The following is a 13260-nucleotide window of genomic DNA, read 5'->3' on the forward strand; positions in this document are numbered from 1 at the left end:
ACCGGACGGTCCGCATCCGACCCAACGCAGTCGTTCATGCGTGCTCCTTCGGATCCCAATAGCGGACGTGTACTGGACGGCTCCTCTGGCTGCTTCGCGCCCACATCAGCCGTGCCAATGGTCGGCAGGGCTTCCCGATAGCAGCCATTGGTAGGCGGTCATTCGAGGTCGGTACAGGCTGTGGACTAGGGCGTCTCTGCAAAGTCATCTGAGCCAGAGCATGGTCATGCCGAGCGTGACCATGGCGAGGTAGTTCGCGGCTCGCTTCTCGTAGCGGGTGGCGATGCGGCGATACTGCTTGAGCCGGCCGATCAACCGCTCGACCTTGTTGCGCTCGCGGTAGGCGGCTTTGTCGAAATCGAGCTGGCGGGGCTGATCCTTGCGGGTGGGGATCACCGGCTCGACCCAGCGTTGTCGGAGGCGACGACGGGCCGGCGGACTGGAGTAGCCCCGGTCGCCTGCCATCCGCCGGGGACGTAGGCGCGGGCGGCCCCGCCCTGGACGTGGCACCGCGCCCTTGTCCATGAGAGCATCCAACGCAAACTGCTCGTGCCGCTCGCCCGCCGTCAGCACCGCCGTGATCGGCTTACCCCCGCCCTCGGCACGCAGATGCAGCTTGGTCGAGAAGCCGCCCTGGCTGCGCCCGAGCGCTTCGCCCACGCCTTCGACGGTCGCCTCACCCCCCGATGGCGCCGGACCGGCGCGCCCCGGCGGCGTGCTGGTGGGCGCGCACCACCGTGGCGTCCACGAAGTGTAGGTCCCAGTCGAGGTCGCCGCGCGCGTCCGCCTGCGCCTGCAGCCGCCGCAGCACCCGGTCGAACACGCCGGCCTTGCGCCACCGGTAGAACCGGCTCGACACCGTTCCCACAGCACCGTAGCGCGCCGGTAGATCCTCCTAGGGTGCGCCCGTGCGCAGGATCCAGAGCATGCCGTTGAGGACTTGCCGGTGATCCTCCGCAGGCCGGCCCGTGCGCGGCTTCTGCGGAGGCAGCAGCGGGGCGATCTGCTCCCACTGCGCGTCGGTCAGTTCAAAGCGTCGCATCAAGCCCACATGGGCCTGACCACCCAGCCTGTGAACCCCTTTGCAGAGACGCCCTAGTCGCCTTAGGGCCGTACCTCGTTGCTGCCCTACATCGCACCGGGCGACATCGACCGAGGCACGATGACTGACGAGCGCTCTGCCCCTCACTGGCGCACCAAGCTGGTGCATCCCGGGGTGACTGCCCCTCAGGACTTCCGGGCCCTCGTCCCCGCAGTCCACCGCGGCTCCACGGTGCTGTTCGACCGTGTTGCTGACGCTCGCGACGACTGGCGCGGCGAGGGCTACACCTACGGCCTCTATGGCACGCCTACCACGCGCGAACTCGCCGTGCGCGTCGCCGATCTGGAGGGCGCGAAAGCCAGCTTCGTCGTGCCGGGCGGACAGGCCGCCATCGCACTCGTCTACCTCGCCCATTGCCGCGCGGGCGACCACGCCCTCGTGCCCGAGAGCGCCTACCGCCCCAACCGCGAACTGGCCGATAAGCTGCTCGCCGGGCTTGGCATCGAGGTGCAAGCCTATGACCCGCTGCTCGGCGCGGAGATCGAGACACTGATTCGCCCGAACACACGCCTGATCTGGTGCGAGAGCCCCGGTACGATCACGATGGAGGTGCAGGACGTACCCGCCATCGTCGCGACCGCGCATGGGAGAGGCGTGCCGGTGGCACTCGACAACACCTATGCGGCGGGCGTCCTATTCGACGCCTTCGCCCACGGCGTAGATGTGAGCATGCAGGCGCTCACCAAGTACGTGGGCGGCCACTCCGACCTCCTGCTCGGCACAGTATCGGTGGGCACGGACGAGGCGCACGAGCGGGTGGGTGCAACGCACCGCCTCCTTGGGCTGGCAGTCTCGCCGGACGATTGCGCACTGGCGCTACGCGGGTTGGAGACCCTGGCTGTGCGCCTGGACCGCTTGCAAGCGACGGCGCTGGAGGTGGCGCATTGGCTGAGGGCGCGGCCCGAGATCGAGTTGGTTCTACACCCGGCGCTTCCAGACTGCCCCGGCCACGAGGTCTGGCAGCGCGATTTCACGGGTTCGGCCAGCGTGTTCTCAGTGGTGTTTCAGTTGGAGTGGGATGCTGATCGGATCACGCGCTTCGTGGAAGGTCTGCGGCTGTTCCGGCTGGGGTTCAGTTGGGGTGGGACGCATAGCCTCGTCATGGCTTACCCACCACTGCCCCGCACGCGGCGGAGCTACGAAGGTCGCGTTGTGCGTCTGAACGTTGGGCTGGAGGAGACCGCCGATCTCATCGCCGACCTTCGTCAATCCCTATCACAAGCTTTCTGATGGTTCGCCTCGCGTCTTAGAAGAAGCGGGGTGGACACGTCCGCATGAGCGTATTGCCCTCAAGTGGACCGTCGCAATTCCAAACTGAGCAGCCATTCCGTATGCGACCCAACCCGGTCAAAAAGCTCGATTTGCTTCGGCCTCGAAAGCAGACATCAGCAAGCCGTGGATCAGCGTCGACCTGCGGCCTCCAAGCTCGTGCGGTCGACTATCTCGACTGCGCCGCGGCGAAGTTCGATAAAACCCGCCTCAGCCCATTGCGCTAGTATGCGGCTCACCACCTCGCGCACGCTGCCGACGTCGTCAGCGAGCTTCTGATGGGTCACCGTGACGACACCCCGCGGATCGGCCTCGGCCAGGAGCCGTTGTGCGAGACGCTGCTTCAGAGGCGCGAACGCGACCTCATCGATCAGCGTGAATAGGCCGGACATCAGCCGCGTGTAGTCGTCCATGACGAAGCTGCGGAAGGCGGCGCTCTCGCCCATCAGGTGTTGGAATGTGCTCACCGGTAGCGCCGCTAGTTCGGTTCGCTCCTCGGCCACGCTCTGCGCCGGGAAGGTACCGCCGGACAGGAGGCACTGCGTGGTCAGGGCGCAGGTGCCGCCGGGGCCGACCTTATAGATCAACACCTCGCGCCCGGCCTCGGACATACGGAAGATGCGCGTGCGCCCCTCCAGACACATCAGGTAGTTGGCGCACTCGCCATCGAGTTCGTAGGCAGTGGCTCCGGCCTCCAGCACCGGGAACTGCACGGTGCCCCGGGCGAGCTGCAGGTGCGCCGGGCTGAGCGACTGTAGGAGCGGAAACCGGTCGATCCAGTGCTCGACCTTCTGCGCGTCCATCATGATCGGCGTCGCCCTCTCGGCCGTGATGACAGGCTGATCATCCGGCTCGCGTTGCGTTTTTCTCCCGCCGCGCCGGACTTGTGTGACCTAGGTCACCGACCGGGTGCAGCGGCTCGGCATAGCATCGCGACTTAATGAAAACGATACAGGTGCCGGCCCTGCACGGCACCCGATGGGAGTGAACCGATGCGCCGCCTCGCCCTGAGCTTCATGCTGGCTACACTCGCTGCCGGCCCGGCCACCGCCGAACAGGATCTGCTGCTGGGCGCCAACATGTCCTCGCCTGCGATGACCCAGGCCGAGATGAGCCGCGCCGACGTCGAAGCGATGATCAAGGCGGCGGACGGCAAGCCGATCGACCTGCACGACAAGGCGCTGTCCGGCCTCGACCTGTCCGGGTTGAACCTCCGGGGCGCTAACCTGCGGACGGCGCGCCTGAACAAGACCAACCTGCGCGGCGCCGACCTTAGCGGTGCCAACCTCGAACAGGCGTGGTTCCTGAAGGCCGACCTATCCGGCGCCAAGCTCGCGGACACGAAGATGTTCGGCATCACCGCAAGGGACGCCAACCTCAGCGGTGCCGACCTCAGTCGCTCGATGCCGATCGGCGACTTCAAGGGCGCCAACATGAGCGGCGCGACGCTCGTGGACCTCAAGGGCGGCGCCGACATCAAGAACCAGTCCATGGGCCTGATGCGGGCGGTGTTCACCTCGGTGAACCTTGCGGGCGCGAACCTGAAGGGGGCCAACCTCGGGCGGTCGCGCCTGGAATACGCCGACCTCAAGGATGCCGACCTCACCGACGTAGTGCTGATGGGCTCAGACCTGTCCGGGGCGAACCTGACCGGCGCCACGGTGGCGGGCGCGGACTTCAAGAACGTCGACGTCAGCGGCGCCAGGCTGATCGACCTCAAGGGTCAGGACAGCGCCAAGGATTGGTCGGCCCGCGTGAACGTCGACCGCGCCATCACTCAGGTGTCGAACTAACCCCCGTTCCCCTCGTCCCACACCCGATCAAGGGGATCCGCGCTCATGACCACTCGCCGCATCCTGCTTGCCGCCTTCACCGTCGCCCCCATGCTGTTCGGCACCGCCGCCATCGCCGCCGAGATGACCTACACGCCCGCCGCGTTCGAAGCCGCCCAGAAGGCGGGCAAGCCGATCCTGGTGCACATCACCGCCCCGTGGTGCACCACCTGTGCGGCTCAGAAGCCAATCCTCGCCAAGCTGGAGGCTGATCCGAAGTTCAAGGACCTGCAGGTGTTCGACGTCGACTTCGACAGCCGCAAGGACGTGGTGAAACAGTTCGGCGCGACGATGCAGAGCACGCTCATCACCTACAAGGGCACCAAGGAGACCGGGCGCTCGGCCGGCGAGACCAAGCCCGAGGCGATCTCGTCGCTTCTCGACAAGGCGATCTGAGCTCACGCCATGGTCACGAGCCTGGGCCTCGCCTTCCTCGCCGGCATCCTCTCGGTGCTGTCCCCCTGCGTGCTGCCATTGCTGCCGCTGGTGCTGGGCGCGGCGGCCTCGGAGCACAGGTTCGGTCCTGCGGCGCTCGCCGCCGGCCTGGCCCTGTCCTTCGTGGTCATCGGGCTGTTCGTGGCCACGGTGGGCTTCGCCATCGGCCTCGACGCAGGCACCTTCCGGACGGGCGCGGCCATCATGCTCATCCTCATCGGTCTGGTCCTGATGGTCCCGGCCGCCCAGACCCGCCTGGCCGTGGCGGCGGGACCCATGAGCAACTGGACGGAGAGCCGGTTCGGCGGTTTCTCGACAACCGGCCTGCTCGGCCAATTCGGGGTGGGCGTGCTGCTTGGGGCGGTGTGGAGCCCCTGCGTCGGACCGACCCTTGGGGCGGCCTCGCTGCTCGCCTCTCAGGGTCGCGACCTCGGCATCGTGGCGCTGACCATGCTGCTGTTCGGCCTCGGCGCAGCCTTGCCGCTGCTCCTGCTCGGCACACTTTCACGCGAGGTGCTGATGCGCTGGCGCGACCGGATGATGGGCCTGGGCAAGGGGCTGAAGGCTGCTCTTGGCCTGATCCTCGTGGCCACGGGGCTGATGATCGCCACCGGCTACGACAAGACTGCGGAAACCGCTTTGGTCAACGCCTCACCGGATTGGCTCACCGACCTGACCACCCGCCTGTGAAGCGGCCCTTCCCAAGGCCTGCTATGGGTCGTGAGTAGCCCCCACGGCTATGTCCGCTCCACGCATCCGCGGTCCGGAAGCGGACGTGCAGGAAACCACCCTTTCCGGTCATTCCGCACCCGAACGAGCCCAGCCATCCGGGCCGCTTTCGCGGCCTGCGAGGGCGTATCGGGCTCGATCAATGGTCTCAGACCGTCGCACTTGTCACCCGCTTTCAGGGAGGCGGCCTCACGGCTTGGGACCGGGGCAGAGACCGAAAGCTGCCGCCGGTCAGGTTCGTGTATCGGTCCGGGCCGTCCACGTGGACGGTCGTCCGATTGGTGGCTGTCTTCTACTTTGGGGGATCGAGGTTAGCCTACCGGGAGCAGTAGGCCTGGAAGGACTCGACGAGGTGGTTGAACAGGGCGTCGATGCGGGCGCTGCGCCGCACGTCCTCGTGCGCCACGATCCACGTGTCCAGGCCGAACACGATGCGGTCGGGAAGCACGCGCACGAGATCCCGCTCGCCGACCGGCACCTGCACCACGCCAATGCCGAGGCCGGCCCTCACGGCGGCGAGTTGCGCGGGATGGCTGTCGCTGCGCAGGGCGATGGGCAGCGGACCGCCCGCCTCCCGGCTCAGGGCGTCCAGGATCGCGACGTAGGCCGGCATGCGGTCGGGCCCGACCATGGAGTGCCGGGTGAGGTCCGCGACGGTCTCGGGAAAGCCGTTCCGGTCGAGGTAGGCCGGCGACGCGAAGAACCCGAGCGGGATGCTGCCGACGTGGCGCGCCACGAGCGAGCCCTGGTTCGGCCGCGCCATGCGTACCGCCACGTCCGCCTCCTGCCCGGGGAGGTCGGTGTTGGCGTTGGTGAGCAGCAGTTCGACCGCGAGTCGCGGGTGGAGTTCCCGAAGGGCCGACAGCATCGGCGGCACCACTTCGATGCCGACGAAGTCCGAGACGCTGAGGCGGACAGGGCCGGCGACCTCAGATGCAGAGCCCTCGGCCTCGCGCCGGAAGGCCTCGGACGCGTGGGCCATGCGCCGTACGTGCCCGGCTAGGCCGAGCGCCTCGGGCGTCGGCGCCAGCCCGTTCACGCCGCGGACGAAGAGCGGCTGCCCGATGGCGCGCTCCAGTGCCTCGACCCGGTGGCGGACGGTTGGCTGGGTGAGGCCGAGGGCCCGCGCCGCCGCCGACAGGCTGCCGGTGTCGAGCACCGTCAGGAAGGCCCGCTGGTCGTCCCAGGCGAAGTCCGCATCGCTCATTGAATTTCGATAGGCGGCCCATCGAAGCTCGTCAATTTCCTAGGGCGCGTGTTCGGCGCATCACTACGGCGACGAACTGAGGGACAGGACGATGAAGCAGGCTCTGGTACTGGGGGCGACAGGCGGTATCGGCGGGGCGGTGGTCCGGTTGATGTTGGCGCGTGGTTGGCAGGTCACAGCCTTGGTGCGTGATCCGAAACGGGCGGCGACCACATGGGACGCGCCGGTCGTGCCGGATTGGCGGGCCGGTGACGCCATGGACCAGGAGGGCGTGGTTCGCGCGGCGGAAGGGACGGACGTCATCGTCCACGCCGTGAACCCGCCCGGGTATCGCGGGTGGGACCGGCTGGTCCTGCCGATGCTCGACAACACACTCGCGGCGGCACGAGGCGCAGGTGCCCGGATCGTCCTGCCGGGCACGGTCTACAACTACGACCCGGCCCTCGCCCCGGTCATCGACGAGACGACCCCGCAGCATCCGCGCGGGCGGAAGGGCGCGATCCGTGTGGAGATGGAGCGGCGCCTCGCCGAGGCTGCCCCGGAGGTGAGGAGCGTCGTCGTGCGGGCTGGCGACTTTTTCGGCCCCGGCGCCGGCCAAAGCTGGTTCGCGCAAGCCTTGGCGAAGCCGCCGCTGGATCGCATCGTCAATCCCGGAACTTCGGGCGTCGGCCATGCATGGGCGTACCTGCCCGACCTCGCCGAGGCCATCCTCCGCTTGCTCGATCTGCCGCCGGACCGCCTGCTGCCATGCGAGCGGCTCCAGTTCCCTGGCTACTATGACGCCGACGGCGGTGGGATGGTCGCTGCGGTCCGCCGCGCCTCGGGTCGCCCTGACTTGCCCGAGCGCCGCTTTCCCTGGAAGCTGATGCGGGGGCTTGCGCCGTTCGGCGGGTTCCCCCGGGAGGTCATGGAGGTTCGCCCGTTTTGGACACACGCGATGCGCCTCAACGGAAATCGTCTGACGGAACTCCTCGGCGATGTACCGTGCACTTCGTTAGACGCTGCGGTCACCGCTGCATTAAGATCTTGAGCGGATCGAAATGCCCGCCTCAATTTTCCCCTCAATCAGTTCGTTTCAAGTCCCCACGCTTTGGCAGAAAACCATCTTCGGTGCAGATCCTTGCTTTCGGTCAGCTTCAGCGCGAACGCCGGACGTCTGCTTCCTCCGTTCTGCGCCATAAAGCGGAAGGACGGCAAACCACCCTGAGCCGACATGTGCGTATGGGTACCAAGCGTGAGATTTGGACTACTAGATGTTCGGTCCCGGCATCCGGCGATCCGAAAGCGGACGCGTTTTCACCGCTTTATTTTGATGCTGTCATGTTCGCGGTTGGCAGCATCAATCGCCGCACCGTTGTTGAGTGCCCACGCGCAGAGCGCCTCAAAGGGCTCGCGTAGTGAATGGCCGAGCGGGGTGATCGCATACTCGACGCCGATGGGTGCGGTCGGCAGCACCGTCCGGGTCACCAAACCATTGCGCTCCAGCCGCTTCAGCGCGTCCGCCAGCGCCTTGTGCGTGATGCCGTCGAGCCGCCGCTTGATCGCGTTGAACCGTGAAGGCCGCGGGCAAAGCACCGTGAGGATCAGGATCGTCCACTTGTCGGCGATCTTGTCCAGCACCGGGCGGACCTGCGCCATGTTGGCGAGCGCGCAAGCGGACGCGGCATCGAGGTCGGTATCGTCGGCCATATCTAGGCTACCTTAAGTGCGTTCTTGATAGCAGATACACGCTGTGTATCTGCTGCGCCCTTGCAGATGAAGGGATGCCTCGATGGCTCGCATGCAAGACAAGGTTGCGCTGGTGATCGGCGGGGCGAAAGGCATCGGCCTTGCGGTCGCCGAGCGGCTGGCGGTCGAAGGCGCGTCGGTCGTCTTCACCGGGCGGCGCGCCGACGAGGTCGACGCAGCCGCTGCGAGGATCGGGCGCGGTGCGCAGGGCCTCGTCGCGGACGCAGCCCAACAGGAGGATCTGCACCGCGTCGTGGCGACGGTGCGGGAGATGCATGGCCGGATCGACGCGCTGGTCCTCAACGCGGGCATCTCGGAACCCGCGACCCTGCGCGACGGGACGCCTGAGCATTTCGACCGGCACTTTGCGGTCAACGTCCGTGGGGCTGTCTTCGGGTTGCAAGCGGCTCTGGGCGCAATGGGGCGGGGTGGGGCCGTCGTGCTGATGGGGTCGATTGCCGACGTCATGGGCGTGACGCCCTACGGGACCTACGCCGCGACGAAGGCAGCGCTGCGCTCCTACGCGCGCACATGGACGGCGGAACTGGCCCCACACGGCATCCGCGTGAACGTGGTGGCCCCCGGTCCGACCGATACCGCCATGATGGCGAGCGTATCTGAGGACGGGCGGGCCGCACTCATCGCGCCGATCCCGCTCGGCCGCATGGCGCGTCCCGAGGAGGTGGCAGCGGCCACGCTGTTCCTACTGAGCGACGAGGCGAGCTTCGTCGCGGGGGCCGAACTGTGCGTCGACGGCGGGATGCGGCAGGTCTAGCGTCCCGATAGCAGTTTCAGGGTGTCCGCTTCCGCCGGTTTGCATCCCCGAAGCGGACCATCTTAAAGCCACCCAACCCAGCCATTCGGCGGCGCCCACTCACTCGACTGGACTTGGCCGAGAGCCGTCATTCCGCTTTGGAGCAAACGAGTCAGAAGAGCGGACACAGGGCCTACGACCCGGCCCAGTCATTCGGGCTTCTGAACTGATGACCTCAGATTAGACTACGGGTTAGGCTCGATGCCGATGCTGCTGCGCCACCTTCACCCTTTTCAGGCGGTCAGACCTCTCAGCCTTTCTGCCAGACTCGCCGACGCGAGGTCGCCACGATTGAGGATCTGGCTCGCGCCGCGAAGCTTGCTCCGGTCGTCCGCCGAGAATTCCCGACCCGTCAATACGATCACCGAGATGTCCGAGCAGCCGGGCACGGCTCGCACGCCCTCTAGGAAGCCGAAGCCGTCCATGATGGGCATGTTTAAGTCCACGATGACCACGTCCGGCTTGGTGGCTGCCACGTGCTGCAGGCCTTCTTCCCCGTTCGAGGCTTCCACGACCGACCATCCGTCCTCCTCGAGGGTGGAGCGCATCGCCATGCGGGTCACGGCCTCGTCTTCGACCAAGAGCACGGTGCCGCGCCGGTCCGTCCCCGACAGCCTGAACTGATTCACAATCTTGCCAAACCGGGACCAGTCGACCGGCTTCAGCATGTAGTCCGAGGCGCCGAGCGATTCCGCGAGATTGCGTTGGTCGACGGACGTCACCATCACTACGGGCGTCGACGCAAGTATCGCGTCCGCTTTGATCTGGCTCAGCACCGACCACCCGTCCACACCCGGCATCATCACGTCCAGCACGATGGCGCGCGGTCGCAGCTTCCGGGCTAGGTCAAGGCCGCTCCTGCCGTTCGTGGCTGTCTGGACCCGGAAGCCCTCGCGATGAAGGAACCGCGTCGTGAGCGCGAGCTGGTCCGGATCGTCTTCGATGACCAGGATGACATCACCATCCAGCTCGTCGTCAACAATGATGTCCGGATCGTTCGAGGCTCGCTCATCGACGGGTGGAACAAAGGTTGCCGGCACGGTGAACGTGAATGTACTTCCCTGGTTAGGCGTGCTGGAGACCGTAACCGTCCCTTCCAGCATGTCGGCGAAGGAACGCGTGAGCGACAGGCCGAGCCCGGTCCCCCCGAAGTTGCGCGTCGTGGAGGCGTCGGCCTGCTCGAAACGCTGGAACAGGCGCGAGACCTGCTCGGCCGTCATACCGATCCCAGCATCGGTGACAGAGAGCGAGAGCCGGTCGATGCCCGAGAGATCCGTCATGCGCGAGGCGGCGAGCGTGATGATCCCATTTTCCGTGAACTTGGCGGCATTGCTCAAGAAGTTGAAGAGCACCTGGCGTGTCTTCGTCAGGTCGGAATGCATCTGGCCCAGGCCGACCGCGAGTTGCAGTTCGAGCGTGTTGCCCCTCTTGCCGACCAGCATCGCGACCGAACTCGCGACGTCGCGCAGCATGTCCTCCACCGCAAAATCCTCGGTGTAGACCTCCATCTTGCCGCTCTCGACTTTGGAGAGGTCCAGCACGTCGTTGATCAGGCCGAGCAGGTGACGGGCGTTGCGCTCGACCTTGCCGATGTCGACCACGAGGTCCGACGCTGCGCAGCCGTCGGAGATCTCCTCACCCATCATCTCGCTATAGCCGATGATTGCGGAGAGCGGGGTGCGGAGTTCATGGCTCATGTTGGCCAGAAAATCGCTCTTCGCTGTGTTGGCCTGCTCGGCCGCTTCCTTAGCGGCCTCCGCCGTCGCATTGGCGCGGGTCAACGCCGCCTCCCTTTCGACGAGGATGTGGTTTGCAGCGTGGAGCCGCCCCAGCGTAGCTTCGTTCTGCGCGACGGACCGGCGCAGGGTGTGGCAGATGCACACGATGGTCGCGCCGACCAATGCGTACTGACACAGCAAGGCATCGTCGACGCCGTTGAGCATCCCGTCCTGCGTGTAGAACCACGCGGCGATCAGGGTGGACAACGACAAGGCCAGCGTTCCTGGACCCCAGCCAAAAGCGAGGCTCGCGAGCAAGAGAACCGGGATGTACAACAGGAACGGCGCGACGTAGGCCGGAGCGAGGAACCGAACGAACGTCATGGCGCCGACAAACAGCAGCGTGACGCTGTAGTCGGTGACCGGCGCGTGACGCCGGCGGGCGACCGTCCCGATCAGGTTGTGCAAGCTGCTCATGAGACGTGAGTGTCACGTGCCGGATGCTTTGCAAAGCGAGCGCGTCCTGCACCCGCCTCGGGGCACGCCGAAGGTCGTCGCAGAACGCGGGCCGCGGTCATCATGCTCGGGCAGCCAGAATGAACGAGCCGGGCGTGCGATAGATGTCTGGTTCGGCGCGGCAACTCGCCGTCCGCGGGGGTGCGCGATTAAGTCCACGTTGAGCGGCGGGGTTTATTCCGCGGCCGGACCGTTGCCTGGGTGTGGAGCGGTCGGACGAGGTCGATGGAACGGTCAGCGCAGCCTACGGATACCCCATCGGCGGTGACCGATGAGCACGATGCGGTCATCGAGGCTGCCGAGGAGGTAGTCCTCGATCCCCTTGCAGACTTCCCGCATATCAACCTGCGCGCGGGTGTGGAGCCGTGGGAGAAGCGCCGGGCGGCCGGCAAGGTTCTGCGCCTGGAACTGCCCCACGCTGCCCATGCCAACCTCAATATCGCCCGCGATCGTCCCGACCCGGTGACCCTCATCGAAGCGGCGCACGCGGGACGGCAATCACACCTGATCCCGCTGCGGGTCGCCCGCATGGCCTCCTCGCCGTTCGCCTTTCTGCGCGGCGCCGCGCAAGTCATGGCCTGGGATCTGGCACAGGGACCGCGCGGCGCCATCGATGTAGTTATGAACGGCGACGCGCATATCTCGAACTTCGGGCTTTTTGGATCGCCCCAGGGCGATGTGGTGCTCGACCTCAACGACTTCGACGAGGTGACGGTCGGGCCGTGGGAGTGGGACCTGAAGCGGCTTTGCGCGAGCATTGAGGTCGCCGCGCGGGATGCAGACGTCGCCGCATCGGAACGGCGGCAGGCGGTACTGAGCGCGGTGGCGGGTTACCAGCACACGATGGACGATCTCGCCCCGCGCGGCTCGCTCGACGTGTGGCGGCGCGCGGCACGCGCCGAGGACCTCGCCTTCGCCGGCATCGAGATCGACGCGCGCTCACAGGCTGTGGTTCACAGGGCTGTCGAGAAGGCGCGGCGGAAGAACAACACGAGCTTGCTCGACCAGGTTGGCGAGCGTCGCACGGACGGTGGCTGGCGCTTTCGCGAGGAGCCGCCGATCCTCGTCCGCGTCGATGAGGCCACGCGCGAGCTTGTGACCTCCGGTCTGGAGCGCTACGCCGAGACGCTGCCGCGCGAGCGGCGGTTCATGCTCAGCCGCTACCATGTGGTCGACGTGGCCCACCGCGTCGTCGGTGTCGGGAGCGTCGGGACCCGGGCCTACGTCGCGCTGCTGTGCGGCAACTCCGATCGAGACGTCCTCTTCCTCCAAGTGAAGGAAGCCGTGCGGCCGGCGCACGCGCCCTATCTGCGCGGCATGCCCAGGCCCTATGCCGATCACGAAGGCGAGCGCGTGATCTACGGTCAGCGCCTCCTGCAGGCCGTGGGCGATCCGCTGCTGGGATGGACGAAGATCGAAGGGCGTCCGTTCTACGTGCGGCAGATGAAGAACATGAAGGGCGAGATCCCGGTCGCGCGCATGACAGGCCGATCACTCCTGTACTTCTCGCACGGGTACGGAGCGCTGCTCGCCAAGGCCCACGCACGAACCGGGGATGCGGCAGCGATCGCAGGTTACTGCGGTCATGACGGCCGTGCCGATCTGCGCGAAGCCCTGGCCGACTGGGCTATGGCCTACGGAGAACGGAACGCTGAGGATTATCGGACCTTTCGGGACGCCATCGCGGCGGGCAGGCTTCGCGCGGCCGACGATCCGCATCTCTGACCTTACGGGTGCGGTCGCGATCGCCCGGACACAGCGGGCTTCTCTCGGTGTGTGGGACCCTGGTCGAGCCTGCACCGACGGCGTCGTTCGCCCGCGCGTGTAGCCCCGAACTTGGCGCCGCACGAGCCGAGCCGTCGCCGGACCGGGGCGCTGTGACGGGTCGAACCGTCTCCCCTACGCATGGC

Annotated in this window: 11 protein-coding genes and 1 pseudogene; 7 read left to right on the plus strand and 5 right to left on the minus strand. The window is 66.8% G+C overall.

Features of this window, described 5'->3' with window-relative positions; all coding sequences use genetic code 11:
- Positions 1-204: 204 nt before the first annotated feature.
- Positions 205-1042 (minus strand): annotated as a pseudogene (locus ACQKQD_RS16200) (IS5 family transposase).
- 78 nt (positions 1043-1120) lie between these two features.
- Between ACQKQD_RS16200 and ACQKQD_RS16205 the strand changes: the two are divergent.
- Positions 1121-2332 carry a cystathionine beta-lyase gene (locus tag ACQKQD_RS16205; RefSeq protein ID WP_427508879.1) on the plus strand — a complete coding sequence of 404 codons (1212 nt, stop codon included), beginning with the start codon at positions 1121-1123 and terminating at the stop codon, positions 2330-2332.
- 170 nt (positions 2333-2502) lie between these two features.
- On the opposite strand, the gene ACQKQD_RS16210 is transcribed toward ACQKQD_RS16205, so the two are convergent.
- Positions 2503-3177 carry a Crp/Fnr family transcriptional regulator gene (locus ACQKQD_RS16210; protein ID WP_427508880.1) on the minus strand — a complete coding sequence of 225 codons (675 nt, stop codon included), beginning with the start codon at positions 3175-3177 and terminating at the stop codon, positions 2503-2505.
- Positions 3178-3363: 186 nt separating this feature from the next.
- On the opposite strand from ACQKQD_RS16210, the gene ACQKQD_RS16215 reads away from it, so the two are divergent.
- From ACQKQD_RS16215 to ACQKQD_RS16225, 3 genes are read left to right on the plus strand one after another with little or no spacing between them, the layout of a single operon-like run.
- Entirely contained in the window at positions 3364-4164 is an 801-nt protein-coding gene (locus ACQKQD_RS16215) for a pentapeptide repeat-containing protein (RefSeq protein WP_427508881.1), read from the plus strand.
- Positions 4165-4209: 45 nt separating this feature from the next.
- On the plus strand, positions 4210-4599 hold the full coding sequence (locus ACQKQD_RS16220) for a thioredoxin family protein (RefSeq protein ID WP_427508882.1): 390 nt from the start codon (positions 4210-4212) through the stop codon (positions 4597-4599).
- A gap of 9 nt (positions 4600-4608) precedes the next feature.
- Complete coding sequence (locus tag ACQKQD_RS16225) at positions 4609-5328, plus strand: cytochrome c biogenesis CcdA family protein (protein ID WP_427508883.1); 720 nt, start codon at positions 4609-4611, stop codon at positions 5326-5328.
- A 355-nt stretch (positions 5329-5683) separates the two neighbouring features.
- On the opposite strand, the gene ACQKQD_RS16230 is transcribed toward ACQKQD_RS16225, so the two are convergent.
- Positions 5684-6574 (minus strand): LysR family transcriptional regulator, encoded by an 891-nt coding sequence (locus tag ACQKQD_RS16230; RefSeq protein ID WP_100253900.1) that lies wholly within the window; start codon positions 6572-6574, stop codon positions 5684-5686.
- Positions 6575-6665: 91 nt separating this feature from the next.
- On the opposite strand from ACQKQD_RS16230, the gene ACQKQD_RS16235 reads away from it, so the two are divergent.
- Positions 6666-7604 carry an NAD(P)H-binding protein gene (locus ACQKQD_RS16235; protein WP_427508884.1) on the plus strand — a complete coding sequence of 313 codons (939 nt, stop codon included), beginning with the start codon at positions 6666-6668 and terminating at the stop codon, positions 7602-7604.
- Between the two features lie 266 nt (positions 7605-7870).
- On the opposite strand, the gene ACQKQD_RS16240 is transcribed toward ACQKQD_RS16235, so the two are convergent.
- Complete coding sequence (locus ACQKQD_RS16240) at positions 7871-8263, minus strand: winged helix-turn-helix transcriptional regulator (RefSeq protein WP_427508885.1); 393 nt, start codon at positions 8261-8263, stop codon at positions 7871-7873.
- A gap of 82 nt (positions 8264-8345) precedes the next feature.
- Here ACQKQD_RS16240 and ACQKQD_RS16245 point away from each other — a divergent pair, with 82 nt between their 5' ends.
- Positions 8346-9077, plus strand: a complete 732-nt coding sequence (locus ACQKQD_RS16245; protein WP_205833536.1) for an SDR family NAD(P)-dependent oxidoreductase — start codon at positions 8346-8348, stop codon at positions 9075-9077.
- A gap of 272 nt (positions 9078-9349) precedes the next feature.
- On the opposite strand, the gene ACQKQD_RS16250 is transcribed toward ACQKQD_RS16245, so the two are convergent.
- A complete protein-coding gene (locus tag ACQKQD_RS16250; protein WP_091683076.1) occupies positions 9350-11311 on the minus strand; it encodes a response regulator in 1962 nt (653 codons plus the stop codon).
- A 264-nt stretch (positions 11312-11575) separates the two neighbouring features.
- Between ACQKQD_RS16250 and ACQKQD_RS16255 the strand changes: the two genes are divergently transcribed.
- On the plus strand, positions 11576-13075 hold the full coding sequence (locus tag ACQKQD_RS16255) for a DUF2252 domain-containing protein (protein ID WP_091683078.1): 1500 nt from the start codon (positions 11576-11578) through the stop codon (positions 13073-13075).
- Positions 13076-13260 lie beyond the last annotated feature (185 nt).

This window comes from Methylobacterium sp. NPDC080182 (genome assembly GCF_050281105.1).
In the GTDB taxonomy this organism is placed as follows: domain Bacteria; phylum Pseudomonadota; class Alphaproteobacteria; order Rhizobiales; family Beijerinckiaceae; genus Methylobacterium.